Source organism: Clavibacter michiganensis, assembly GCF_021216655.1.
GTDB classification, from domain to species: domain Bacteria; phylum Actinomycetota; class Actinomycetes; order Actinomycetales; family Microbacteriaceae; genus Clavibacter; species Clavibacter michiganensis.
This window is the reverse complement of sequence record NZ_CP080437.1, coordinates 1,907,683-1,931,904: the sequence shown is the minus strand read 5'-3', so window position 1 is coordinate 1,931,904 and position 24,222 is coordinate 1,907,683. Positions and strand designations below refer to the sequence as shown.

Annotated in this window: 34 protein-coding genes; 33 read left to right on the top strand and 1 reads right to left on the bottom strand. The window is 70.6% G+C overall.

Annotated elements, in window-relative coordinates; translation table 11 throughout:
* The first annotated feature begins 13 nt into the window (after window positions 1-13).
* The 19 genes from rplB to map all read left to right on the top strand — a co-directional run bounded on the left by rplB (window position 14) and on the right by map (window position 10,566).
* Window positions 14-853 (top strand): 50S ribosomal protein L2, encoded by an 840-nt coding sequence (gene rplB / locus K0V08_RS08980; protein ID WP_012039303.1) that lies wholly within the window; start codon window positions 14-16, stop codon window positions 851-853.
* 12 nt (window positions 854-865) lie between these two features.
* Entirely contained in the window at window positions 866-1,147 is a 282-nt protein-coding gene (gene rpsS, locus K0V08_RS08975) for a 30S ribosomal protein S19 (protein WP_012039302.1), read from the top strand.
* Between the two features lie 25 nt (window positions 1,148-1,172).
* Complete coding sequence (rplV, locus tag K0V08_RS08970; protein WP_012039301.1) at window positions 1,173-1,565, top strand: 50S ribosomal protein L22; 393 nt, start codon at window positions 1,173-1,175, stop codon at window positions 1,563-1,565.
* Entirely contained in the window at window positions 1,565-2,362 is a 798-nt protein-coding gene (rpsC, locus tag K0V08_RS08965) for a 30S ribosomal protein S3 (RefSeq protein WP_012039300.1), read from the top strand. The genes rplV and rpsC overlap by 1 nt, the downstream gene beginning before the upstream one ends.
* 2 nt (window positions 2,363-2,364) lie before the next feature.
* Window positions 2,365-2,784, top strand: a complete 420-nt coding sequence (gene rplP, locus K0V08_RS08960; RefSeq protein ID WP_012039299.1) for a 50S ribosomal protein L16 — start codon at window positions 2,365-2,367, stop codon at window positions 2,782-2,784.
* Window positions 2,784-3,110 carry a 50S ribosomal protein L29 gene (gene rpmC / locus K0V08_RS08955; protein WP_012039298.1) on the top strand — a complete coding sequence of 109 codons (327 nt, stop codon included), beginning with the start codon at window positions 2,784-2,786 and terminating at the stop codon, window positions 3,108-3,110. Before rplP ends, rpmC begins: the two co-directional genes overlap by 1 nt.
* A 2-nt stretch (window positions 3,111-3,112) precedes the next feature.
* Window positions 3,113-3,409 (top strand): 30S ribosomal protein S17, encoded by a 297-nt coding sequence (gene rpsQ, locus K0V08_RS08950; protein WP_012039297.1) that lies wholly within the window; start codon window positions 3,113-3,115, stop codon window positions 3,407-3,409.
* A gap of 27 nt (window positions 3,410-3,436) precedes the next feature.
* The gene (gene rplN, locus K0V08_RS08945) at window positions 3,437-3,805 is read left to right on the top strand and encodes a 50S ribosomal protein L14 (RefSeq protein WP_012039296.1); all 369 of its coding nucleotides are present in this window, start codon (window positions 3,437-3,439) and stop codon (window positions 3,803-3,805) included.
* 2 nt (window positions 3,806-3,807) lie between these two features.
* Window positions 3,808-4,167 carry a 50S ribosomal protein L24 gene (gene rplX / locus K0V08_RS08940; RefSeq protein ID WP_012039295.1) on the top strand — a complete coding sequence of 120 codons (360 nt, stop codon included), beginning with the start codon at window positions 3,808-3,810 and terminating at the stop codon, window positions 4,165-4,167.
* Between the two features lie 2 nt (window positions 4,168-4,169).
* Window positions 4,170-4,766: a 50S ribosomal protein L5 gene (gene rplE, locus K0V08_RS08935; protein ID WP_012039294.1), complete on the top strand. Its 597-nt coding sequence runs from the start codon at window positions 4,170-4,172 to the stop codon at window positions 4,764-4,766.
* A 137-nt stretch (window positions 4,767-4,903) separates the two neighbouring features.
* Window positions 4,904-5,302 (top strand): 30S ribosomal protein S8, encoded by a 399-nt coding sequence (rpsH, locus tag K0V08_RS08930; RefSeq protein ID WP_012039293.1) that lies wholly within the window; start codon window positions 4,904-4,906, stop codon window positions 5,300-5,302.
* 4 nt (window positions 5,303-5,306) lie between these two features.
* Complete coding sequence (gene rplF / locus K0V08_RS08925) at window positions 5,307-5,843, top strand: 50S ribosomal protein L6 (protein ID WP_012039292.1); 537 nt, start codon at window positions 5,307-5,309, stop codon at window positions 5,841-5,843.
* Between the two features lie 2 nt (window positions 5,844-5,845).
* Window positions 5,846-6,217 carry a 50S ribosomal protein L18 gene (gene rplR, locus K0V08_RS08920; protein ID WP_012039291.1) on the top strand — a complete coding sequence of 124 codons (372 nt, stop codon included), beginning with the start codon at window positions 5,846-5,848 and terminating at the stop codon, window positions 6,215-6,217.
* Between the two features lie 35 nt (window positions 6,218-6,252).
* Window positions 6,253-6,918, top strand: a complete 666-nt coding sequence (gene rpsE, locus K0V08_RS08915; RefSeq protein WP_012039290.1) for a 30S ribosomal protein S5 — start codon at window positions 6,253-6,255, stop codon at window positions 6,916-6,918.
* Window positions 6,918-7,100, top strand: a complete 183-nt coding sequence (rpmD, locus tag K0V08_RS08910; RefSeq protein ID WP_012039289.1) for a 50S ribosomal protein L30 — start codon at window positions 6,918-6,920, stop codon at window positions 7,098-7,100. The genes rpsE and rpmD overlap by 1 nt, the downstream gene beginning before the upstream one ends.
* Complete coding sequence (rplO, locus tag K0V08_RS08905) at window positions 7,100-7,678, top strand: 50S ribosomal protein L15 (protein ID WP_012039288.1); 579 nt, start codon at window positions 7,100-7,102, stop codon at window positions 7,676-7,678. Before rpmD ends, rplO begins: the two co-directional genes overlap by 1 nt.
* A gap of 125 nt (window positions 7,679-7,803) precedes the next feature.
* A complete protein-coding gene (gene secY, locus K0V08_RS08900) occupies window positions 7,804-9,126 on the top strand; it encodes a preprotein translocase subunit SecY (RefSeq protein WP_012039287.1) in 1,323 nt (440 codons plus the stop codon).
* Window positions 9,123-9,725: an adenylate kinase gene (locus tag K0V08_RS08895; protein ID WP_079534239.1), complete on the top strand. Its 603-nt coding sequence runs from the start codon at window positions 9,123-9,125 to the stop codon at window positions 9,723-9,725. The genes secY and K0V08_RS08895 overlap by 4 nt, the downstream gene beginning before the upstream one ends.
* A 4-nt stretch (window positions 9,726-9,729) precedes the next feature.
* Window positions 9,730-10,566, top strand: a complete 837-nt coding sequence (map, locus tag K0V08_RS08890; protein ID WP_079534240.1) for a type I methionyl aminopeptidase — start codon at window positions 9,730-9,732, stop codon at window positions 10,564-10,566.
* A gap of 52 nt (window positions 10,567-10,618) precedes the next feature.
* Here the strand turns inward: map and K0V08_RS08885 are convergent, their stop codons facing one another.
* Window positions 10,619-12,607, bottom strand: coding sequence for a BglG family transcription antiterminator (locus K0V08_RS08885; protein WP_079534241.1), 1,989 nt, complete (start codon window positions 12,605-12,607; stop codon window positions 10,619-10,621).
* A 211-nt stretch (window positions 12,608-12,818) separates the two neighbouring features.
* On the opposite strand from K0V08_RS08885, the gene K0V08_RS08880 reads away from it, so the two are divergent.
* From K0V08_RS08880 to truA, 14 genes are all read left to right on the top strand, one after another.
* The gene (locus tag K0V08_RS08880) at window positions 12,819-13,199 is read left to right on the top strand and encodes a PTS sugar transporter subunit IIB (RefSeq protein ID WP_012039283.1); all 381 of its coding nucleotides are present in this window, start codon (window positions 12,819-12,821) and stop codon (window positions 13,197-13,199) included.
* A gap of 104 nt (window positions 13,200-13,303) precedes the next feature.
* Window positions 13,304-13,570: an HPr family phosphocarrier protein gene (locus K0V08_RS08875; protein ID WP_012039282.1), complete on the top strand. Its 267-nt coding sequence runs from the start codon at window positions 13,304-13,306 to the stop codon at window positions 13,568-13,570.
* Window positions 13,567-15,237 (top strand): phosphoenolpyruvate--protein phosphotransferase, encoded by a 1,671-nt coding sequence (gene ptsP, locus K0V08_RS08870; protein WP_079534242.1) that lies wholly within the window; start codon window positions 13,567-13,569, stop codon window positions 15,235-15,237. The genes K0V08_RS08875 and ptsP overlap by 4 nt, the downstream gene beginning before the upstream one ends.
* 112 nt (window positions 15,238-15,349) lie before the next feature.
* Window positions 15,350-16,879 carry a PTS mannitol transporter subunit IIBC gene (locus K0V08_RS08865; RefSeq protein ID WP_079534243.1) on the top strand — a complete coding sequence of 510 codons (1,530 nt, stop codon included), beginning with the start codon at window positions 15,350-15,352 and terminating at the stop codon, window positions 16,877-16,879.
* Between the two features lie 107 nt (window positions 16,880-16,986).
* Window positions 16,987-17,424 (top strand): PTS mannitol transporter subunit IIA, encoded by a 438-nt coding sequence (locus K0V08_RS08860; protein WP_012039279.1) that lies wholly within the window; start codon window positions 16,987-16,989, stop codon window positions 17,422-17,424.
* Complete coding sequence (locus K0V08_RS08855) at window positions 17,421-18,590, top strand: mannitol-1-phosphate 5-dehydrogenase (protein WP_079534244.1); 1,170 nt, start codon at window positions 17,421-17,423, stop codon at window positions 18,588-18,590. The genes K0V08_RS08860 and K0V08_RS08855 overlap by 4 nt, the downstream gene beginning before the upstream one ends.
* A 241-nt stretch (window positions 18,591-18,831) precedes the next feature.
* Window positions 18,832-19,053 (top strand): translation initiation factor IF-1, encoded by a 222-nt coding sequence (infA, locus tag K0V08_RS08850; RefSeq protein WP_012039277.1) that lies wholly within the window; start codon window positions 18,832-18,834, stop codon window positions 19,051-19,053.
* A gap of 72 nt (window positions 19,054-19,125) precedes the next feature.
* Entirely contained in the window at window positions 19,126-19,239 is a 114-nt protein-coding gene (rpmJ, locus tag K0V08_RS08845) for a 50S ribosomal protein L36 (protein WP_012039276.1), read from the top strand.
* A 153-nt stretch (window positions 19,240-19,392) separates the two neighbouring features.
* Window positions 19,393-19,767 carry a 30S ribosomal protein S13 gene (gene rpsM / locus K0V08_RS08840; RefSeq protein ID WP_012039275.1) on the top strand — a complete coding sequence of 125 codons (375 nt, stop codon included), beginning with the start codon at window positions 19,393-19,395 and terminating at the stop codon, window positions 19,765-19,767.
* Window positions 19,768-19,811: 44 nt separating this feature from the next.
* On the top strand, window positions 19,812-20,210 hold the full coding sequence (rpsK, locus tag K0V08_RS08835; protein ID WP_012039274.1) for a 30S ribosomal protein S11: 399 nt from the start codon (window positions 19,812-19,814) through the stop codon (window positions 20,208-20,210).
* Between the two features lie 161 nt (window positions 20,211-20,371).
* The gene (locus tag K0V08_RS08830) at window positions 20,372-21,367 is read left to right on the top strand and encodes a DNA-directed RNA polymerase subunit alpha (protein WP_012039273.1); all 996 of its coding nucleotides are present in this window, start codon (window positions 20,372-20,374) and stop codon (window positions 21,365-21,367) included.
* 52 nt (window positions 21,368-21,419) lie between these two features.
* Complete coding sequence (gene rplQ / locus K0V08_RS08825; RefSeq protein WP_012039272.1) at window positions 21,420-21,983, top strand: 50S ribosomal protein L17; 564 nt, start codon at window positions 21,420-21,422, stop codon at window positions 21,981-21,983.
* Window positions 21,984-22,086: 103 nt separating this feature from the next.
* Window positions 22,087-23,178 carry a GNAT family N-acetyltransferase gene (locus tag K0V08_RS08820; protein WP_228510917.1) on the top strand — a complete coding sequence of 364 codons (1,092 nt, stop codon included), beginning with the start codon at window positions 22,087-22,089 and terminating at the stop codon, window positions 23,176-23,178.
* Window positions 23,175-24,179, top strand: a complete 1,005-nt coding sequence (gene truA / locus K0V08_RS08815; RefSeq protein WP_079534245.1) for a tRNA pseudouridine(38-40) synthase TruA — start codon at window positions 23,175-23,177, stop codon at window positions 24,177-24,179. The genes K0V08_RS08820 and truA overlap by 4 nt, the downstream gene beginning before the upstream one ends.
* The last annotated feature ends 43 nt before the right edge of the window (window positions 24,180-24,222 follow it).

The window sequence follows — 24,222 nt, the reverse complement described above, 5'->3', positions numbered from 1 at the left end:
TAGGAAAACACCAATGGCCATTCGCAAGTACAAGCCCACGACCCCGGGTCGTCGCGGTTCGTCCGTCGCCGACTTCGCGGAGATCACGCGTTCGACGCCCGAGAAGTCCCTGCTGCGCCCCCTCCCCAAGCACGGTGGTCGCAACAACGCCGGTCGCATCACCACCCGTCACATCGGTGGTGGGCACAAGCGCCAGTACCGCGTCATCGACTTCAAGCGCAACGACAAGGACGGCGTCCTCGCCACCGTCGCGCACATCGAGTACGACCCCAACCGCACGGCGCGCATCGCGCTCCTGCACTTCATCGACGGCTCGAAGCGCTACATCATCGCGCCGAACAAGCTGAAGCAGGGCGACAAGATCGAGTCGGGCCCCCAGGCCGACATCAAGCCGGGCAACAACCTGCCGCTGCGCAACATCCCCACGGGTACCGTCATCCACGCCATCGAGCTCCGCCCCGGCGGCGGCGCGAAGATGGGCCGCTCCGCCGGCGCCTCCGTGCGCCTCGTGGCGAAGGACGGCCCCTACGCCCAGCTGCGCCTGCCCTCCGGCGAGATCCGCAACGTCGATGCGCGCTGCCGCGCGACCATCGGCGAGGTCGGCAACGCCGAGCAGTCGAACATCAACTGGGGCAAGGCCGGCCGCATGCGCTGGAAGGGCGTCCGCCCGACCGTCCGCGGTGTCGCCATGAACCCGGTCGACCACCCGCACGGTGGTGGTGAGGGCAAGACCTCCGGTGGTCGCCACCCGGTCAGCCCGTGGGGCCAGAAGGAAGGCCGCACGCGCCACATCAACAAGCCCAGCGACAAGCTCATCGTTCGCCGCCGCAACGCCGGCAAGAAGCGCAAGTAGGAGTTGTAGAAGATGCCACGCAGTCTGAAGAAGGGCCCCTTCGTCGACGACCACCTGCTCCGCAAGGTGATCTCGGCGAACGAGGCCAGCAGCAAGAACGTGATCAAGACCTGGTCGCGCCGCTCGATGATCATCCCGGCGATGCTGGGTCACACGATCGCGGTGCACGACGGTCGCAAGCACGTCCCCGTGTTCGTCACGGAGTCCATGGTCGGACACAAGCTCGGCGAGTTCGCGCTCACGCGCACCTTCCGCGGCCACGTGAAGGACGACAAGAAGGGTCGTCGCCGCTAACGCGGCGACGAGAAGGAGGAGAGAAATGGTGGAGTCGATCGCACGCGTGCGTCACATCCGCGTCACCCCCCAGAAGGCCCGTCGCGTCGTGGACATGATCCGTGGCAAGCAGGCCGAGGAGGCCCTGGCCATCCTGAAGTTCGCGCCGCAGGGCGCGAGCGAGCCGATCTACAAGCTGGTGGCCTCGGCCATGGCGAACGCGCGGGTCAAGGCCGACGCGTCCAACAGCTTCCTCGCGGAGCAGGACCTCTACATCGCCAAGGCGTTCGTGGACGAGGGCACCACCCTCAAGCGGTTCCAGCCGCGCGCACAGGGTCGCGCATTCCGTATCAACAAGCGCACCAGCCACATCACGGTCGTCCTCGCGACGCCGGATGAGGCGGACGTGGCGACGACCACGAAGAAGGCGAGCAAGTAATGGGACAGAAGGTCAACCCGTACGGGTTCCGTCTCGGGATCACGACCGACCACGTGTCGCGTTGGTTCTCGGACAGCACGAAGAAGGGGCAGCGCTACAGCGACTACGTCGCCGAGGACGTGCGCATCCGCACCATGCTCAAGACGAGCCTCGACCGCGCCGGTGTGGCGCGCATCGAGATCGAGCGCACCCGTGACCGTGTCCGCGTGGACATCTACACGGCGCGTCCCGGCATCGTCATCGGCCGCCGCGGCGTCGAGGCCGAGCGCATCCGCGCCGACCTCGAGAAGCTCACGGGCAAGCAGATCCAGCTGAACATCCTCGAGGTGAAGAACCCCGAGGCCGAGGCGCAGCTGGTCGCCCAGGGCATCGCCGAGCAGCTCGCAGGTCGTGTGGCGTTCCGCCGCGCGATGCGCAAGGGCCTGCAGGGCGCGCAGCGCGCCGGCGCCAAGGGCGTCCGCATCCAGGTGTCGGGCCGCCTCGGCGGCGCCGAGATGAGCCGCTCGGAGTTCTACCGCGAGGGCCGCGTGCCCCTGCACACCCTCCGCGCGAACATCGACTACGGCTTCTACGAGGCCCGTACGTCCTTCGGCCGCATCGGCGTGAAGGTCTGGGTCTACAAGGGCGACATCACCAACAAGGATCTCGCTCGGGAGCAGGCGAACCAGAAGTCGTCGCGCCCGGAGCGTCGTAACGACCGTTCCGACGGTCGAACCGGAGATCGCCGCACCAACGCGCCGCGCACCGCGCCGGCCGCCGAGGCAGCGCCGGTCGCCGCAGCAGGAGTTGAGGCGTAACCATGTTGATCCCCCGCAAGGTCAAGCACCGCAAGCAGCACCACCCGGGTCGTACCGGCCACGCGACCGGCGGCACCGTCGTCTCGTTCGGCGAGTACGGCATCCAGGCCCTCACGCCCGCCTACGTGACCAACCGCCAGATCGAGTCCGCTCGAATCGCGATGACGCGTCACGTCAAGCGCGGCGGGAACGTGTACATCAACATCTTCCCGGACCGCCCGCTCACCAAGAAGCCCGCCGAGACCCGCATGGGTTCCGGAAAGGGATCGGTCGAGTGGTGGGTCGCCAACGTCAAGCCGGGACGCGTGCTCTTCGAGCTCTCCGGCGTCGACGAGGCCACGGCGCGCGAGGCGCTCACCCGGGCCATCCACAAGCTGCCCCTCAAGGCACGCATCATCAAGCGCGAGGAAGGCGACGCATAATGGCGATCGGTTCCAAGGAGCTCGCCCCCGTCGAGCTGGACACTTTCGAGGACGAGCGACTCGTCGAAGAGCTGAAGAAGGCCAAGGAGGAGCTGTTCAACCTGCGCTTCCAGTCGGCCACCGGTCAGCTCGACAGCCACGGCCGCCTCCGCGCGGTCAAGCGCGACATCGCTCGGATCTACACGGTCATCCGCGAGCGCGAGCTGGGCATCCGTGCCACGCCCGCCCCCGTCGAGGTCCCCGAGAAGCCCGAGAAGAAGAAGGCGACGAAGAAGGCCGCGAAGGCCGACGACGCCGCCGTCACCGAGAAGGCTGAGGAGGCTTGATCATGGCGAACGCCGAAGAGAAGAACACGGCTGACACCGCGACGGCCGACCGCGGCTACCGCAAGTCCCGCCGTGGGTACGTCACCAGCGACAAGATGGACAAGACCATCGTCGTCGAGGTCGAGGACCGCGTGAAGCACCCGCTGTACGGCAAGGTCATCCGCCGCACCTCCAAGGTCAAGGCGCACGACGAGGCGAACACCGCCGGCATCGGCGACCTGGTCCTGATCAACGAGACCCGTCCCCTCAGCGCCTCCAAGCGCTGGCGCCTGGTCGAGATCCTCGAGAAGGCCAAGTAGCCCCGGCTGCTTGGATAAGGAGCAACAGTGATTCAGCAGGAATCCCGCCTCAAGATCGCGGACAACACGGGTGCCAAGGAGATCTTGACCATCCGCGTGCTCGGTGGCTCGGGTCGCCGCTACGCCGGTCTCGGTGACGTCATCGTCGCGACCGTCAAGGACGCGATCCCCGGCGGAAACGTCAAGAAGGGCGAGGTCGTCAAGGCCGTCATCGTCCGCACCAAGAAGGAGACGCGCCGTCCCGACGGCTCGTACATCAAGTTCGACGAGAACGCCGCCGTCATCCTGAACAGCAACGGGGAGCCCCGCGGCACCCGCATCTTCGGACCGGTGGGCCGCGAGCTCCGGGACAAGAAGTTCATGAAGATCATCTCGCTGGCACCGGAGGTCATTTAGTCATGGCGAACATCAAGAAGGGTGACCTCGTGCAGGTCATCACGGGTCGCACGCAGGCCAAGGGCGGCGACCGGGGCAAGCAGGGCAAGGTCCTGTCCGTCCTGGTCGAGCGCAACCGCGTCGTCGTCGAGGGCGTGAACTTCATCACGAAGCACGTCCGCGTCGGCCAGACGCAGCGCGGCTCCAAGACCGGCGGCATCGAGACCGTCGAGGCGCCCATCCACATCTCCAACGTCGCGCTCGTCGACCCCGAGTCCAAGAAGCCCACGCGAGTCGGCTTCCGGACCGAGCAGGTCGAGAAGGACGGGGTCTCCAAGACCGTCCGCGTCCGCTACGCCAAGAAGTCAGGTAAGGACCTCTAGCAATGACCGACACCGCAACCGCTGGCACGGCCGAGGGCACCACGCTCCCGCGCCTGAAGCAGAAGTACCGCACCGAGATCGTCAGCCAGCTGACCGCTGATCTCGGCTTCACGAACGTGCACCAGGTGCCCGGGCTCACGAAGATCGTCGTGAACATGGGCGTCGGCGACGCCGCTCGTGACGGCAAGATCATCGACGGCGCGGTCGCCGACCTCACCAAGATCACGGGCCAGAAGCCGCAGGTCACGAAGGCCCGCAAGTCGATCGCCCAGTTCAAGCTGCGTGAGGGCCAGGCCATCGGCACCCACGTGACGCTGCGCGGCGACCGCATGTGGGAGTTCCTCGACCGCCTGCTGTCCCTCGCCCTGCCCCGCATCCGCGACTTCCGCGGGCTCAGCCCGAAGCAGTTCGACGGCAACGGCAACTACACGTTCGGTCTCAACGAGCAGTCCATGTTCCACGAGATCGACCAGGACCGCATCGACCGGGTCCGCGGCATGGACATCACGGTCGTCACGACCGCTCGGACGGACGACGAGGGACGCGCGCTGCTCAAGGCGCTCGGCTTCCCGTTCCAGACGCCCGAGAACACGCCGTAGCACGCTCCACCCGTACGACCAGCACGACCGCATCACCGCACGATCGGCGCCGGGCACCTCCGCCCGGCGCCGCCACCACCACAGGTCGTCATCCGTGTCCGGATGAACGAAACCAGGCGAGAGAGGCACCACCAGATATGACAATGACCGACCCGGTCGCTGACATGCTGACCCGACTCCGGAACGCGAACTCCGCGCACCACGACACGGTCTCCATGCCGCACTCCAAGCTCAAGTCGCACATCGCCGACATCCTCAAGTCCGAGGGCTTCATCGCCGGCTGGGACGTCGCGGACGCCCGCGTCGGCCAGACGCTGACGCTCAGCCTCAAGTTCGGCCCCGACCGCGAGCGCTCCATCCGGGGCATCAAGCGCGTGTCGAAGCCCGGACTGCGCGTGTACGCGAAGTCCGCGGAGATCCCCCAGGTCCTCGGTGGCCTCGGGGTCGCCATCCTGTCCACCTCCTCGGGGCTCCTCACGGACCGCCAGGCTGCGAAGAAGGGCGTGGGTGGGGAAGTCCTCGCCTACGTGTGGTAACGCCATGTCACGCATCGGAAGACTCCCCATCGACGTCCCCGCAGGGGTCGACGTCGCCGTGGACGGCCAGCACGTCACGGTCAAGGGCCCGAAGGGCGAGCTGAGCCTCACCATCGCGCAGCCCATCCGCGCCGAGGTCCAGGACGGACAGGTGCTCGTCACCCGTCCGGACGACGAGCGCGAGTCGCGCTCGCTCCACGGCCTCACGCGCAGCCTCATCGCGAACAACATCGTCGGCGTCACCACCGGCTACACCAAGGGCCTCGAGATCGTCGGCACGGGTTACCGCGTCGCGATCAAGGACAAGGGCGTCGAGTTCGCGCTCGGCTTCTCCCACCCGGTGTACGTCGAGGCGCCCGCGGGCATCAGCTTCACCGTCGAGGGCGTCAACAAGATGACCGTCGTCGGCATCGACAAGCAGCTCGTCGGCGAGACGGCCGCCAACATCCGCAAGATTCGCAAGCCCGAGCCCTACAAGGGCAAGGGCGTCCGCTACGCCGGCGAGAACGTTCGCCGCAAGGCCGGAAAGAGTGGTAAGTGATCATGGCTCTCGGAGTTAGAGGAAAAAGCAAGTCCGCCGCCCGCGGCCGCAGGCACGCACGCCTGCGCAAGAAGGTCGAGGGCACCGAGCTGCGTCCGCGCCTGGTCGTCACCCGTTCGGCCCGCCACGTCTTCGTGCAGGTCGTCGATGACAGCCGTGGTCACACCGTCGCGTCCGCGTCGACCCTCGAGGCCGACATGCGCACGTTCGACGGCGACAAGACCGCCAAGTCGCGCAAGGTCGGCGAGCTCGTCGCCGAGCGCGCCAAGGCGGCCGGCGTGGAGAGCGTCGTATTCGATCGTGGTGGCAACCGCTACGCAGGACGCGTCGCGGCCATCGCCGAAGGAGCTCGAGAGGGTGGTCTGAGCCTGTGAGCGCAGCCGAGAACAACAACAAGGAGCCCGAGGTCGTGGCAGTGGCGGAGACGCCCGTCGAGACCGCGGCGTCCACCGCACCCGCGCAGAACGAGGGCCGTGAGGGCCGTCGTGGCGGACGCGATCGCAACCAGGGCGGCCGCGACAGCCGCGGTGGCCGTGATGCCGACAAGAGCCAGTTCCTGGAGCGCGTCGTCACCATCAACCGCGTGTCCAAGGTCGTCAAGGGCGGTCGTCGCTTCAGCTTCACCGCGCTCGTGATCGTCGGAGACGGCAACGGACTGGTCGGCGTCGGCTACGGCAAGGCCCGCGAGGTCCCGACCGCCATCTCCAAGGGCGTCGAGGAGGCGAAGAAGAACTTCTTCCGCGTCCCCCGCATCGGCCTGACCATCCCGCACGCCGTGCAGGGTGAGGCATCCGCCGGAGTCGTCCTCCTGCGCCCCGCGTCCGCGGGTACCGGCGTCATCGCCGGTGGCCCCGTCCGCGCGGTGCTCGAGTGCGCCGGCATCCACGACGTGCTGAGCAAGTCGCTCGGCTCGTCGAACACGATCAACATCGTGCACGCCACGGTCGAGGCGCTCAAGCAGCTCGAGGAGCCGCGCGCCGTCGCAGCCCGTCGTGGCCTCGAGCTGGAGCAGGTCGTCCCGGCCCGCATCCTCCGCGCCCAGCGCGCCGAGGCCGACGCGAAGGCAGGTGTCTGATGGCTCAGCTCCGAGTGACGCAGATCAAGTCCAAGATCAGCGAGAAGCAGAACCAGCGCGACACCCTGCGGAGCCTCGGGCTCCGTCGCATCGGTGCCGTGGTGGTCCGTGAGGACAACGCCCAGAACCGCGGGTACGTGAACACCGTGGCGCACCTGGTGAAGGTGGAGGAGATCGACTGATGGCTGAGAAGAACGAGTCGGCCGAGGCGCCCGTGAAGGCGCCCAAGGCCGCACCCAAGAAGACCGCGAAGGCGCCCGCCGCCGCTGCGGCCGCTTCCGCCGAGACGACCACGGTCGGCTCGACGGAGACGGTCAAGCGCGAGCAGGTCCTCAAGGTCCACCACCTCCGTCCCGCCGCCGGGGCCAAGAAGGCACGCCAGCGTGTCGGCCGCGGTGAGGGCTCGAAGGGCAAGACCGCGGGTCGTGGCACCAAGGGCACGAAGGCCCGCTACACGGTCCGCGTCGGCTTCGAGGGTGGGCAGATGCCGCTGCACATGCGCACCCCGAAGCTCCGCGGGTTCAAGAACCCGTTCCGCGTCGAGTACCAGGTCGTGAACCTGGAGAAGCTCGCCGCGCTCTACCCCGACGGCGGCGACGTCACCACGAGCGACCTGGTCGCCAAGGGTGCCGTCCGCAAGAACGAGAAGGTCAAGGTCCTCGGGGACGGCGACATCTCGGTTAAGCTGACGGTTGCGGTCGACAAGGTCTCCGGCTCCGCAGCGGAGAAGATCGTCGCAGCAGGCGGCTCCGTCAAGTAGCACTTCAGGACGCAACGGCAGGGGCGGTCGGGCAACCGACCGCCCCTACCGGCACCTGGGGCCGCATCGGGTCGGCCCGACCCCCGCCTCCCGGCGGACCTCCCACAGAAAGCAGGACACCCTCCGTGTTGAGCGCCGTCGTCAGGATCTTCCGCACCCCCGATCTACGTCGCAAGATCGGGTTCACGCTGGGCATCATCGCCCTCTTCCGCCTCGGATCGTTCATCCCCGCGCCGTTCGTCGACTTCGCCAACGTGCAGTCGTGCCTCGCGGCCAACCAGGGCACCTCGGGCCTCTACGAGCTCGTCAACCTCTTCAGCGGCGGTGCGCTGCTGAAGCTCTCCATCTTCGCGCTGGGCATCATGCCGTACATCACGGCGTCGATCATCGTCCAGCTGCTCCGCGTGGTCATCCCGCACTTCGACACCCTCTACAAGGAGGGCCAGTCCGGCCAGGCCAAGCTCACGCAGTACACGCGCTACCTCACGATCGCCCTCGCGGTCCTGCAGTCCACGACGCTCATCACGGTCGCGCGCAGCGGTGCGCTGTTCGGCCAGACCAACGTCAGCGCCTGCACGCAGCTCGTCACGAACGACGCCTGGTACGCGATCATGCTCATGGTCATCACGATGACCGCCGGCACCGGCCTCATCATGTGGATGGGCGAGCTCATCACCGAGCGCGGCATCGGCAACGGCATGTCGCTCCTCATCTTCACGTCGGTCGCGGCCGCGTTCCCGACCTCGCTCATCGCCATCCAGCAGAGCCGCGGCTGGGAGGTCTTCCTCCTGGTCATCGCCGTCGGACTCCTCGTCGTCGCCGCCGTCGTCTACGTCGAGCAGTCGCAGCGACGCATCCCCGTGCAGTACGCCAAGCGCATGGTCGGCCGCCGCACGTACGGCGGCAACAACACCTACATCCCGATCAAGGTGAACATGGCCGGCGTCGTGCCCGTCATCTTCGCGTCGTCGCTGCTGTACCTGCCGGCGCTCGTCGCGCAGTTCAACCAGCCGCCCGTCGGCCAGCCGCCGGCACCGTGGGTGCAGTGGATCACCGACAACCTCACCACGGGCGACCACCCGCTCTACATGGCGATGTACTTCCTGCTCATCGTCGGCTTCACGTACTTCTACGTCGCCATCACCTTCAACCCGGAGGAGGTCGCCGACAACATGAAGAAGTACGGCGGCTTCATCCCCGGCATCCGCGCGGGACGCCCGACGGCCGAGTACCTCGACTACGTGCTCACGCGCATCACGCTGCCGGGCTCGCTGTACCTCGGGCTCATCGCGCTCCTGCCGCTCATCGCCCTGTCCCTCGTCGGCGCCAACCAGAACTTCCCGTTCGGCGGCGCGAGCATCCTGATCGTGGTCGGCGTCGGCCTCGAGACGGTGAAGCAGATCGACTCGCAGCTGCAGCAGCGGCACTACGAGGGGCTGCTCAAGTGACCCGGCTCCTGATCGTCGGCCCTCCCGGCGCGGGCAAGGGCACGCAGGCGAAGCGCATCGCCTCCGAATACGGCATCCCCGACGTCTCGACGGGCGACATCTTCCGCCAGAACATCAAGGACCGCACGGAGCTCGGCCAGCAGGTGCAGGCGCTCGTCGACGCGGGCAACTACGTCCCCGACGAGCTCACCAACCGGCTCGTCACCGCGCGCCTCCAGGAGGAGGACGCGCAGGCGGGCTTCCTGCTCGACGGCTACCCGCGCACGCTCGCCCAGGTCGCCTACCTGGAGGAGCTGCTGCAGGGGTGGGGCCAGGAGCTCGACGCCGTCATCCAGCTCGTCGCCGACGAGGACGAGGTCGTCGCCCGGCTCACCCGCCGCGCGGCCGAGCAGGGTCGCGCCGACGACGGCGAGGAGGAGATCCGCCACCGCCAGGAGGTCTACGTCCGCGAGACGAGCCCACTCATCGACGTGTACCGCGAGCGCGGCCTGCTCCTCGAGGTCGACGGGCTGGGCGAGGTCGACGAGGTCGCCGAGCGCATCCGCGCGGCCCTCGCCGGTCGCGGCGTGCGTCCCTCCTCCGACGCCGGCCGCGCGTAGCGCCGTGGGCGCGCTCCGCCGCACGCCGGGGATCTACAAGACCCCGGACGAGATCCGTCGCATGGTCGCGCCCGGCCTGGCGACCGCCGCGTCGCTCGACGCCGTCCGCGGGCTCATCGCCCCGGGCGTCACGACGGGCGAGCTCGACGCTGCCGCCGACGCCGCCATCCGCGCCCTCGGCGGGCACTCCAACTTCCAGCTCGTGCCCGGCTATCGCCACACGGTGTGCGTCTCCGTCAACGAAGAGGTCGTGCACGGCATCCCGGGCGACCGCGTGCTGCAGCCGGGCGACATCGTCTCGGTGGACAGCGGAGCGGAGATCGACGGCTGGAACGGCGACTCGGCCATGACGGTCGTGGTGCCGGATCCCGCGCGCCCCGACGTCGTCGAGGCGCGCGAACGCCTCTCCCGTGTCACCGAGGACTCGCTCTGGGCGGGCATCGCCCGGCTCGCGACCGCGTCGCACCTCAACGAGGTGGGCGAGGCCGTCGAGGAGAGCGTCGAGGCGGCCGGGTCGTTCGGCATCGTCATGGACTACACGGGCCACGGCATCGGCCGGAGCATGCACGAGGATCCGCCGGTGTTCAACTACCGCGTGCGCGGCAAGGGCCCTGCGGTGAAGCCCGGGCTCGTCGTCGCGATCGAGCCCATGATCACCGACGGCGAGGCGGAGACGCGCGTCCTCGACGACGACTGGACCGTCGCCACGGTCGACGGCAGCATGGCGTCGCACTGGGAGCACTCCGTCGCGGTGCACGCGCGCGGCATCTGGGTGCTCACGCTCGCCGACGGCGGGGCCTCGCGCCTCGTGCCGCTCGGCGTCACGCCCGTCGCGCCCTGATCGTCGCGGCCGCCTGAGCCGCCCTGCGCGCGGGGCGGCTGGGGTCGGCCGGTCAGGTGTCCATGACGTGCACGAGCTCCTCGATGAAGGAGCCGTGCGAGCCCGACGCCCGCATGATCGCCTGCACGTCTCGGTGGTCGGAGAAGACCTCGACGAACTGGTCGAAGACGTGCTGGAAGCTCGTGCGGCCGCTCGCGCTGAAGGCGACGAGCGCGACCACGTGCACGCGGTTACCGCCCCACTGCATCGCCTCGTCGTTGACCACGATCGCGATGGCCGTGCGGTGCGCCGTCATCGCGAGCGAGTGCGGCACCGCGAGGGTGTCGGTGAACGCCGTCGACGACAGGCGCTCGCGCTCGATGGCCCCGTCGATGTACTCGGGCTCGATGATGCCCTGCTCCACCATCTTGCCGCCGAGCAGCCGGATCATCGCCTCCTCGTCGGGCGCGTACAGGTCGCGGAAGAACAGCGACTCGTCGAGGAAGCGCAGCAGGTCGTGCTTCATGGAGCTACGGCGCGCGTGGCGGCGGACGCGGGCGACGGCCCGGCGGATCGACTCGATGTCGTCGGGGGTCGGCAGCGGCTGGACCACGACCACGTTGTCGGCCGGCGGACGGGATCCGGTCGCGTCGATCACGAGCTGCACCCCGAGGGCGTCCGCGTCGACGTCGGTTCGCGTGACCACGGCGTCGACGCTGATGTCGGCTCCGAGCGCCTGCTCGATGCGCTGCCGCATGATCTGGTGCAGGTCGTAGTAGTTCGGGCAGACGAGCGCGCACGCGACCCGGTCGTCGCGGCGGGCGACCCGCTCCCGGTGCGAGCCCACGTGCAGCGCGATGTACGCGATCTCGTCGTCGTTGATCGCGATGCCGCGCCGCCGCTGCACCTCGCTCGCGATGAACACGGCGATCTCGTAGGTCATCGGGTAGGAGGTCTTGATGGAGCGGGCGAGCGGGTTCCGGGAGAAGGAGCGGTCGGCCGCGCGCGCCACGAGGTTCCCGAGGTGCAGCGAGAAGCGGACCGTGAAGTCCTCGTCCTCGAGGTCCACCAGGTACTCCTGCTTCACGCGGCGGACGATGGCGCGCACGACGTCGAGGTCGCTCTCGACGACGTGCTCGCGCATCACCGTGGCGAGCGACTGCTCGTTGCCGGGGGTGACGACGCGCGTGCGCACGAGGAGCGCGAGGTAGGCGACGTCGCCAGCCGGCACCGGCACGTCGAAGTGGGCGGCGAGGAGACGGGCGAGCACGGCGCGGATCGCGATGGCCGTCGGGTCGGCGGAGGGGGCGGCCGTCGACGCGTCGTCGACCGTCGGGTGCGCGGCGCCCGGCGCGCCGTCGTCCGCGGGGTCCTGGTCCGCGCCCGGGCCCGTCCGCCGCGGCGCCCGGGCCAGCCGGTCGACCGCGATCGCCACGTGCAGCAGCACGTTGTCGACGCCGTACTCGTTCACGAAGAAGCCGCCCTCCGTGAGCTCGCGGACGAGATCCGTCTTGAAGGCGCGCAGCGAGTCGGACGCGAACTCCCGCTGCACCGTCTCGAGCGGCAGGAAGCCCTGCGCGCTCTCGTCGCGGAACATGCGCGACAGCAGCCGGCGGAAGTCGCGCTCCGAGCCCTCGAGCACGACGGTGGATCCCGTGCGGCGGAGGGCCAGCCCGGCGTCCTCGACGAGCGCGCGCACCTTGCGGAGGTCCGCCTCGACGGTGGAGTCGCTCACGTGCAGCTCGCCCGCGAGCGCGAAGACGTCGAGGCCGTCGGGCGCGTCGCCGAGGCGGCGGACGAGCGCGTGCAGCCGGTCGCGGGGCGTGCCCTGCGGGTCGCCGGTCGGGCGCGCCCCGAGGTGGCGGGCGTAGCTGCCAGCGTCGATCCGATAGCCGTCGGGGGAGGAGGCGATCGAGACGGCCGAGCGCTCCCGCACCGCCTGGACGTAGGTGCGCACGCTGCGCGTCGTGACCCCGAGGCGGTCCGCGAGCTCGCCGGCCTCGACCCAGCGGTCGGCCGTGGACAGGTAGTCCAGCAGCCTCTCGTGGTTCTCGCTCAGCATGTCCGTCTCCCTGCGCGGCGGCTCGCGTCCCCTCGGGCGGCGGACGGAGAGCGCCGCTCTCGGAGACGAGTCAACCATCCGCGCCCGCCCCCGATGCCCGCGCGGGCGCGCGCCGGCCCCGTCTTCCTACCCCGCGGAAGCGGATCTGGTGGCACCGGCCCGCGCGCGGGAGCACGATGGGACGACCAGCGACGACGCGAGGAGGCACAGCATGACCGGGAGGATCCTCGTCGTCTGCGGCTCCGGCGCATCCAGCACCTTCCTCGCCCAGCGCCTCCGCGCGCTCGCCGAGGCCGACGGGCTCGAGATCGAGGCCGTCGCCGGGTCCCTCGCCCAGGTGCGTCTCGACGCCGCCGGCATGGACGTCGTCCTCCTCGGCGCCCACCTCGCCGACCGGCTCGACGCCGTGCGGGAGGCCGCCGCCGACGAGGGCGCGACCGCCGTCCTCCTCGACGCCGACGCCGCTCGTCCCGAGGGCGCGCGCGCCGCGCTGGACCGGGCCCTCGCCGCGATGCGCCAGGGTGCCCGCTCGCTCCGCCTCGCGCCGGGGCTGCACGGCCGCCCGCTCGGGGGATCCCCGCCCGTCGTCTGAACCCGGCGCCCGCCGCGCCCCCCCGCACGACCCGCACGACCCGCACGACCGCACGACGACCGCCCACCAGGGCCCCACCGCCGGGGCCGACCGAAGGAGCCACCATGGCAGAACGCACCGTCACCATCGCCTCGTCGCACGGGCTGCACGCCCGCCCCGCCTCGCTGTTCACGCAGGCAGCCGCGAAGGCCGGGATCCCCGTTCAGCTCGCCAAGGGCGACCGCAGCGTCAACGCCGCCAGCATCCTCGGCGTGATCTCCCTGGGCGTTGACACGGGCGACGAGGTCGTCGTCTCCGCCGAGGGCGAGAACGCCGAGCAGGTCGTCACCGACCTCGCGACGCTCCTCGAGTCGGATCTGGACGCCGCATGAGCACCCGCACGCTGAACGGCATCGGCATCGGCCGGGGATCCGCCGTCGGACCCGTCATCCGGATGCCCGACCCGCTGCCCGAGCCCGCCGACACCGCGAGCACCCTGACCGCCGACGAGGAGCGGATCCGCGTGAGCGCGTCGCTCGCCGCGACGGCCGCCGACATCCGCATCCGCGGGGAGAAGGCAGGCGGCGCCGCGAAGGACGTGCTCGAGGCGCAGGCGTTCATGGCCGAGGACCCCACGCTCGTCGACGACATCACCGCGCGCCTCGCGACGGGCCGCACCGCCGAGCGCGCCGTGCACGAGGCGTTCGCCGGCTTCCGCGACCTGCTGCTCAGCATGGGCGGCTACATGGGTGAGCGCGCCACGGACCTCGACGACGTATCGCAGCGCGTCGTCGCGCACCTGCAGGGCGTCGCCGCCCCCGGCGTGCCGGATCCCGACCATGCCTTCGTGCTCGTCGCGCGCGACCTCGCCCCCGCCGACACCGCGCTCCTCGACCTCGACAAGGTCCTCGCGCTCATCACGACCGACGGCGGCCCCACCTCGCACACCGCGATCCTCGCGCGTGAGAAGGCGATCGTCGCGGTCGTCGGCGTCGCGGCCGCGACGGACCTCGCCGACGGCGAGACCGTCGTGGTCGACGCGCTCACGGGCGCCGTCACGGTCGCCCCGACTCCGGAGGAGGAGTCCGCCGCGCGCGACGCCATCGCCGCACGGAAGGCGCGCGTCGACGTGGCCACGGGCCCCGGCGCGCTCTCCGACGGCACCGCGATCCCGCTGCTCGCCAACCTCGGATCCGCCGACGGCGCGTCCGACGCGGTCGAGAAGGGCGCCGAGGGCGTCGGCCTCTTCCGCACCGAGTTCCTCTTCCTCGACGCCACGAGCGCGCCGACGGTCGACGAGCAGCGCGCGCACTACACGCGCCTGCTCGAGGCGTTCCCCGGGCAGAAGGTCGTCGTGCGCGCGCTCGACGCCGGCGCCGACAAGCCGCTGAGCTTCCTCAACGACGCCGACGAGGAGAACCCGGCGCTCGGGCTCCGCGGCCTCCGCGCGCTGCGGGCCAACGAGCAGATCCTCCGCGACCAGCTCACCGCGCTCGCCCAGGCCGACGCCGCCACCGACGCCGACCTCTGGGTCATGGCGCCCATGGTCTCGACCGTCGAGGAGGCGCGCTACTTCACGGCGCTCGGCCGCGAGCTCGGCCTGAAGACCGTCGGCGTGATGGTCGAGGTCCCGTCCTCCGCGCTCCTCGCCGACCGGATCCTCGCCAACGCCGACTTCGCGAGCATCGGCACCAACGACCTGACGCAGTACACGCTCGCGGCCGACCGGCTGCTGGGATCCGTGGCCGCGTTCCAGGACCCGTGGCACCCCGCCGTCCTCCGCCTCGTGCAGGAGGTCGGCACCGCGGGCCGCGCCCTCGGCAAGCCCGTGGGCATCTGCGGCGAGGCCGCGGCCGACCCGCTGCTCGCCGTCGTGCTCGTCGGCCTCGGCGCCACCAGCCTCTCGATGTCGCCCGCGGCCCTCGCCGACGTGCGCGCCGAGCTCGCCCTCCACACGCGCGAGGAGGCGGAGGCCCTGGCTGCCGTCGCCCTCGCCGCCGACAGCGCCGTCGAGGCGCGCGCCGCGGTCACCGCGGCATCGGCGCCCGCCACCGTCTGACCCGCACCACCGACCCACCCGCACGGCCCTCTCCACCGCACCGCACATCCCTCACCCGCAGCACGGCGGGCCGCAGCAGGCCCGCCACCACCACGACAGGAGCACCACCCCCATGACGACGACGTCACCCACCCGCAGCACGGGACAGTCCGTGCGGCTCGGCGTGCAGAAGTTCGGCACGTTCCTCAGCGGCATGATCATGCCGAACATCGCGGCGTTCATCGCCTGGGGCCTGCTCACGGCCCTGTTCATCCCGGACGGCTACCTGCCCAACGAGCAGCTCGCCGGCCTCGTCGCGCCCGTGCTGTACTTCCTCCTCCCGCTGCTCATCGCGAACACCGGAGGCCGCATGGTCTACGACGCGCGCGGCGGCGTGGTCGGGAGCATCGCGACCATGGGCGTGATCGTCGGCACGGTCGGCGACCCGTACTTCGACGGCGGCAGCCCGATGTTCCTCGGCGCCATGATCACGGGCCCGCTCGCGGCGTACCTGCTCAAGGTCATCGAGAGGCTCTGGGTCGACCGGATCCGCCCCGGCTTCGAGATGCTGGTCAACAACTTCTCCGCCGGGATCCTCGGCGCGATCTTCGCGATCGGCGCGTTCTTCCTCCTCACGCCGGTCATCAGCTGGATCACCGCCCGCCTCGGACAGGGCGTCGCCTTCCTGGTGGACAACAACCTGCTGCCCCTCACGAGCGTCGTGATCGAGCCCGCGAAGGTGCTGTTCCTCAACAACGCCATCAACCAGGGCATCCTCACCCCGCTCGGCACGACCGAGGCGCTGCAGAACGGCAAGAGCATCCTGTTCCTGCTCGAGGCGAACCCCGGCCCCGGCCTCGGCGTCCTCCTCGCCTTCGCCATCTTCGGTGCGGGCCCGGCGCGCTCCACGGCTCCCGGCGCGATCCTCATCCAGTTCGTCGGCGGCATCCACGAGATCTACTTCCCGTACGTGCTGTCCAAGCCGCTGCTGTTCCTCGCGGTCATCGCGGGTGGTGCCTCGGGCGTCGCGACCAACGTCGCCTTCGGCTCCGGCCTCCGCGGCCCGGCCTCGCCCGGCAGCATCATCGCCGTGCTCGGCCAGACCGAGCGCAACAGCTTCGTCGGCGTGATCCTCTCGGTCATCATCTCCGCGGCCGTCACCTTCGTCGTCGCGGCGGTCATCCTCCGCACCGGCAAGAAGGGCTCGGGTGACTTCGGCGCGGCGGTCGCCGCGACGCAGGCCAACAAGGGCAAGGAGTCCTCGATCCTCTCGGGGCTCGGCGCCGAGACCGGCACCGCGGGCACGGTCGGCGGCCTCGCCGACGGCGCGAGCGCGGCGGGCACGGACGGCGGCACGGCGACGACCACCCGCATCCAGGACATCGTGTTCGCCTGCGACGCCGGCATGGGCTCGTCCGCCATGGGCGCCTCGGTGCTCCGCAACAAGATGAAGAAGGCCGGCGTCACCGACGTCACGGTCGTCAACAAGGCGATCGCGGCCCTCGACGGCACGGCCGACCTCGTGATCACGCAGCGCGAGCTCACCGACCGCGCCCGCCAGAAGAGCCCGTCCTCCGAGCACGTCTCCGTCGACAACTTCATGAACTCGCCGCGCTACGACGAGATCGTGGAGCTGGTCCAGAAGCAGCGCTCGGAGAGCTGATCGCACGGGTCCGCCCTCGCGGCGGACCCCGCACCACCGCACCGCGGGGGCCGGGCCATGCTGGAAGGCACCCGGCCCCCGCACCACGCACTCACGTCAGGAGCACCATGTCGAACGTCCTCGAACCCGCCCAGATCCGCGTCGGCGGCACCGCGTCGAGCGTGGAGGAGGCCATCGCCGAGGCGGCGGGCATCCTCGTCGCCGCGGGCGCCGTCACCCCCGAGTACCAGGGGTTCATGCTCGAGCGCGAGAAGAGCGTCTCGACCTACATGGGCAACCTCCTCGCCATCCCGCACGGCACCAACGAGGGCAAGGACACGATCCTCGACTCCGCCCTCTCGTTCGTGCGCTACGACGCCCCCATCGACTGGGCGGGCAACGAGGTGCGCTTCGTCGTCGGCATCGCCGGCAAGGACAACGGCCACCTCGACATCCTCAGCAAGATCGCGATCATCTTCAGCGACGACGACGAGGTCCAGAAGCTCGTCGACGCCCCCGACGCCGAGGCGCTCTACGCCCTCCTGGCCGAGGTGAACGAGGCGTGAAGGCCGTCCACTTCGGCGCGGGCAACATCGGCCGCGGCTTCGTCGGGCTGATCCTGCATGAGGCCGGCTACGAGGTCGTGTTCGCCGACGTCAACGCCGAGCTCATCGGGCACCTCGCGTCCACCGACTCCTACCGCGTCACCGAGGTCGGCCCGCACGCGCGCGACTGGACGGTCACCGGGTTCCGGGCGATCGACAGCGCCGCCGACGGCGAGGCGCTCATCGCCGAGATCGCGACGGCCGACGTCGTGACCACCGCCGTGGGACCCAACATCCTCCGCTTCGTCGCCCCCGCGATCGCCGCCGGCCTCCGCGCGCGCTCCGCCGACCTCGGCCCCGTCGCCGTCATGGCGTGCGAGAACGCGATCAACGCGACCGACACCCTCCGCGACGAGATCGCGAAGGCGCTCGGCGACGAGACCGACGCCCTCGGACGCGCGGTCTTCGCGAACACGGCCGTCGACCGCATCGTGCCGAACCAGGATCCCGCCGCGGGCCTCGACGTGACCGTCGAGGACTTCTCGGAGTGGGTCGTGGAGCGAACGCCGTTCGGCGACGCCGTGCCCGAGATCGCCGGCGCCACGTTCGTCGACGACCTCGCGCCCTACATCGAGCGGAAGCTCTTCACGGTGAACACGGGCCACGCGACCGTCGCCTACCACGGGTACGCGCGCGGCGCCGTGAGCCAGTCGGACGCGATGGCGATCCCCGAGGTCGCGGACGAGGTGCGCCAGGTGCTCGAGGAGACGAGCGCGCTGCTCGTCGCGAAGCACGGGCTCGACGAGGGGGAGCAGGCGGCGTACCGCGAGAAGAACCTCGCGCGCTTCGCCAACGCCGCCCTCGCGGACACCGTCGAGCGCGTCGGCCGCCAGCCGCTGCGCAAGCTCTCCCGCGAGGAGCGCTTCGTGGGTCCCGCGTCGCAGCTCGCCGAGCGCGGGCTCCCGCACGACGCCCTGGTGCGCGCGATGGGGCAGGCGCTCCGCTTCGACCCCGCGGGCGACCCGCAGGCGCTCGAGCTGCAGGGGCTCCTCGCGACCGACACGGCCGCCGACCTCGTGCGCCGCGTGACGGGCCTGGACGACCAGCACCCCCTGACGCCCGACCTCGTCGCCGTCGTCGACGCCGCGCAGGCCGACCGCCGCAGCGCCCCGCGCCACCGCGCGTAGCCGGCACGGCGACAGCAGCACGGGCACGGGCCGGACGGGCGACCGTCCGGCCCGTCGTGCGTCCGCTAGCGCAGGATCCGCGGATCCGCCCGCGACACGCGGGGAGAATTGCGACACGCCCGGGGATGCCGTACTATCGACCCTTGGTGCTCGGCCGCCTCCCGGCGTGCCCGGCATCTGCGTCTCACCATGATGCGCATCCGCACGAACAGCAGACACCACCTCTAGCGACAGTGAGTATATGGCCAAGAAAGACGGCGTCATCGAGATCGAAGGCGGAGTTGTCGAAGCTCTGCCGAACGCGATGTTCCGCGTTGAGCTGAGCAACGGGCACAAGGTCCTCGCCCACATCTCGGGCAAGATGCGTCAGCACTACATCCGCATCCTCCCCGAGGACCGCGTGATCGTGGAGCTGAGCCCGTACGACCTCACCCGCGGCCGGATCGTCTACCGCTACAAGTAGGCCTGCTGCACAAGGAACGGCCCCGCATCCGCGGCGGCACGAGGCCAGCGAGAACGAAAGCAAGGAAGCATCATGAAGGTCAACCCCAGCGTCAAGAGGATCTGCGAGAAGTGCAAGGTCATCCGACGCAACGGCCGCGTGCGCGTCATCTGCGACAACCCCCGCCACAAGCAGGTCCAGGGCTAGTCAGCACGACCGCACGGCACCACCGCACCACCTGAAGAAGAACGACAGCAGCGCCGGAAGCCGGGGTCCTGAGGGATCCGGGGGACACCATCGGTCGGAGGCCGATGCACAGGCTCTGCTGCAGACCTCCATCCATCACCAGGAGAAGCCTCAATGGCACGTCTAGCAGGCGTCGACCTCCCGCGCGACAAGCGCGTCGAGATCGCACTCACGTACATCTACGGCGTCGGCCGCACCTCGAGCGTCAAGACCCTCGAGGACACCGGCATCGACAAGGACATCCGCGTCAAGGACCTGAGCGACGACCAGCTCATCGCCCTCCGCGACTACATCGACGGGAACTTCAAGGTGGAGGGCGACCTCCGCCGCGAGGTGGCCGCCGACATCCGACGCAAGGTCGAGATCGGCAGCTACGAGGGCATCCGCCACCGCCGCGGCCTCCCTGTCCACGGGCAGCGCACGAAGACCAACGCTCGCACCCGCAAGGGCCCGAAGCGCACCGTAGCCGGCAAGAAGAAGGCGCGCTAGGCCCTCGGCCCGCGCCTCGCCACCCGTAGACACAGGAGAATTCCATGGCAGCACCCAAGTCGGCCGTTCGCAAGCCGCGCCGCAAGGACAAGAAGAACATCGCCGTGGGCCAGGCCCACATCAAGAGCACCTTCAACAACACCATCGTCTCGATCACGGACCCCACCGGTGCCGTCATCAGCTGGGCGTCCTCGGGCGTCGTCGGCTACAACGGCTCGCGCAAGTCGACGCCGTTCGCCGCGCAGCTCGCCGCCGAGTCGGCCGCCCGCCAGGCGCAGGAGCACGGCATGAAGAAGGTCGACGTGTTCGTCAAGGGACCCGGCTCCGGCCGCGAGACCGCGATCCGCTCGCTCCAGGCCGCCGGCCTCGAGGTGGGCTCGATCAACGACGTCACCCCGCAGGCGCACAACGGCTGCCGCCCGCCCAAGCGCCGCCGCGTCTAGCTCGCGCCGATCGGCCGCTGCCGTCCCGCTCCACCAGGAGGGGACGGCGTCGGCCGATCCGCCGTGTGTCCGATCGACCAATTCACTACCCGCCCGGGCCGCCACCCGGGGGGCATCGCAGGCGTCATATAGCGGACGCCTCGCCGAAAGGAAACAACACAGTGCTCATTGCGCAGCGCCCCACCCTCACCGAGGAGTCCATCTCGGAGTTCCGCTCGCGGTTCGTCATCGAGCCGCTCGAGCCCGGCTTCGGCTACACGCTCGGCAACTCGCTCCGCCGCACGCTCCTCTCGTCCATCCCCGGCGCGGCCGTCACCAGCATCCGGATCGACGGCGTGCTGCACGAGTTCAGCACCGTCCCCGGCGTGAAGGAGGACGTGACCGAGATCATCCTCAACATCAAGGGCCTCGTCGTCTCCAGCGAGCACGACGAGCCGATCACCGCGTACCTGCGCAAGCAGGGTGCGGGCCAGGTCACGGCCGCCGACATCTCGGCTCCGGCCGGCGTCGAGATCCACAACCCCGAGCTCGTCATCGCCACGCTCAACGAGAAGGCGAAGTTCGAGCTGGAGCTGACGATCGAGCGCGGCCGCGGCTACGTCTCGGCGACCCAGAACCGCAGCGAGTTCAGCGAGGCGGGCCAGATCCCGGTCGACTCGATCTACTCGCCCGTGCTCAAGGTCACCTACCGCGTCGAGGCCACCCGTGCCGGCGAGCGCACCGACTTCGACCGCCTCGTGGTCGACGTCGAGACCAAGTCGGCCATCACGCCGCGCGACGCCATCGCGTCCGCCGGCCGCACGCTCACCGAGCTGTTCGGCCTGGCGCGCGAGCTCAACTCGGCCGCAGAGGGCATCGAGATCGGCCCCGCGCCGGTCGACGCCGTCCTCAGCTCCGAGCTGTCGATGCCCATCGAGGACCTCGACCTCTCGGTGCGGTCGTACAACTGCCTCAAGCGCGAGGGCATCAACAACGTCAGCGAGCTCGTCGCCCTCTCGGAGACGCAGCTCATGAACATCCGCAACTTCGGACAGAAGTCGGTGGATGAGGTCAAGGACAAGCTGGTCGAGCTCGGTCTGTCGCTGAAGGACGCCGTCCCCGGCTTCGACGGCGCGCACTACTACAGCTACGACGAGGACGAGACCACCACCAACTGATCCGTCCGGCCTCGGCCGTACGCCTTCTTTCGACACTTACGGAGACAAGACCATGCCCAAGCCCACCAAGGGTCCCCGCCTCGGAGGCGGCCCGGCGCACGAGCGCCTCATGCTCGCGAACCTGGCCCAGAGCCTCTTCGAGCACAAGTCCATCAAGACGACCGAGACGAAGGCCAAGCGCCTGCGTCCCGTGGCGGAGCGCCTCGTGACGTTCGCCAAGCGCGGCGACCTGCACGCCCGCCGCCGCGTCATGGGGATCATCCCCTCGAAGAGCGTCGTGCACGAGCTCTTCACGGAGATCGCGCCCCTCGTCGCCGAGCGCGACGGCGGCTACACCCGCATCACGAAGCTCGGCTTCCGCAAGGGCGACAACGCCCCCATGGTGCAGATCGAGCTCGTGCTCGAGCCCGTGACCCCGAAGGTGCGTTCGTCGCGCACCTCCACCGCGACGGCCCCGGCCGCCGCGGCCCCGGCCGCCGAGGCGCCCGCGGAGGAGTCCGACGTGCCGGTCGAGGAGACCGACGCCGTCGAGCACACCGACGAGACCCCCGCGGAGACGACCGACGAGGCCGCCGCCGAGGTCGAGGCCGACGCCGCGGAGAAGTCCGACAAGTAGCAGCACCGCACCATCACGAGAGCCCCCGCCGCCCTGCGCGTCGGGGGCTCTCGTGCGTCCGGCGACCCGGCCGCGGCCCACGGGGTCCCGGTACCCTGGACGGATGACCGACAGCAGCACGACCATGCCGGACGATCCCTCCTCCACCGCGCCGATCCCGCTGCCCGAGGGGCCCGAGGGGATCACGTGGCGCCCGGTCTCCCCGGATGACGTCGACGCGCTCGTCGAGCTCTCGGGACTGGTGGCCGACGCCGATCACCCTGAATACCGAGCCACCCGCGACGAGATCGTGATGGCGCAGGGCTTCTCCTTCGTCGACCTCGCGCGCGACACGATCGTGGCCGTCGACGCCGACGGGCGCCTCGCCGCCGAGGGCGTCGCGATCGTCAAGCCGGACGAGGAGACCGCCGTGCGCGCGAACGTGTCCGGCTCGGTCCGACCCGACCTCCGGCGACACGGCATCGGCGGGCGGCTGCTCGACTGGCAGATCGCGCGTGCCACCAGGACCCTGGCCGTCGCGCAGCCCGCCCCGCACATCACGGAGCCCGTGCCGACGCTCATGGGGTCGGAGGTGCAGGTCGGCTCCGCGGGCCACGTCGCCCTGCTGGAGTCGCGCGGGTTCACCCCCAGCCGCTACTTCATCGAGATGCACCGCGACCTCCAGACGGAGCTGCCCGACGTGCCGGCGCCCGAGGGCCTCCGCCTCATCCCCGTCACGCGCGAGTGGTGGGAGCGCACGCGCCTCGCGAAGAACGAGGTGTTCCGCGACCACTGGGGATCCGAGCCCGTCAGCGTCGAGCGCTGGGACGCGTACCGGTCGCTGCCGACCGCGCGCGACGACCTGTCCGTCATCGCGGTGACGGGGGAGGGCGAGGACGCCGTCGTCGCCGGGTTCGCGATGGCCGAGACGTACCCGGACAGCTGGGAGGCCGCGGGCTACACGTCCACCTACATCGCCCTCGTCGGGGTGCGGCGCGAGTTCCGCGGGCGCCGCCTGGCGCAGGCGATCCTGTCCGCCTCGCTCGCGGGGTCCCGCGCGGAGGGCGTCCAGCGCGCCGTGCTCGACGTCGACTCCGACAGCCCCACCGGCGCGCTCGACCTGTACGAGCACCTCGGCTTCACGCAGGCGAGCCGCTCGGCCGTGTACGAGCGCGAGGTCGGCCTGACGCCGCCGCGGGGATCCGGCGCCCGATGAGCGAGGATGCCGAGGCGGGGGACGCCGGCACGCGCCTCCGCCTCGACATCGCGTACGACGGCACGGGGTTCGCCGGTTGGGCGAAGCAGCCCGGGCTGCGCACCGTGCAGGGTGCCCTCGAGGACGCGCTCGCGCAGCTGCTGGCGCGGACGCCGCCGGCGCCGACGCTCGTCGTCGCCGGGCGCACCGACGCGGGCGTCCACGCGACCGGGCAGGTCGCGCACCTCGACCTCACGGACGAGCAGATCGCGTCCCTCGACCGGCCGCCGCGCGGTCGTGCGGCCGCGGCGGACGCGGGGGAGGGGGCGCACGTCCCCTCCGTCGACCGCGCCGCGGCGGCCCTCGCGCGCCGACTGAACGGCGTGCTCGGCGCCAGGTCCGACGTCGTGGTGCTCGCCTGCGCCCCCGCCCCCGACGGGTTCGACGCGCGCTTCTCCGCGACCTGGCGGGCGTACCGCTACCGGATCTCGGACGTCGACGGCCCCCGCGATCCCCTCCAGCGGCATCGCACCGTCGAGCTGCCGGTCGCGCTCGACGCGGCCGTGCTGCAGGAGGCGGCCGACGCGCTCCTCGGCCTGCACGACTTCGCCGCATACTGCAAGCCGCGCGAGGGGGCCTCGACCATCCGCACGCTCCAGGAGCTGACCTGGACCCGCGCGGCCGACGGCGCGCTCGAGGCCGCGGTCCGGGCGGACGCCTTCTGCCACAGCATGGTGCGCGCGCTCGTCGGGGCGTGCGTCGCCGCGGCGTCCGGCCGCGTCGGGGTCACGCGGCTCCGCGAGCTGCTGGAGCTGCGCGAGCGCACGAGCGAGTTCACCGTGATGCCCGCGCGCGGCCTGGTGCTCGAGCGGGTGGGCTACCCGCCGGACGCGGAGCTCCGAGCGCGGAACGAGATCACGCGCGCCAAGCGCGGCGCGCACGAGGTGGACACGGTCGCGGAGGGCGCCGCGACGGCCGCCCGCGACCTCGCCCGGCTGGCCGACACGCCCGGGATTGCCTGATCGCCCCGGATCGCGTACTCTGAACCGGTTGTCTGCACGCCTG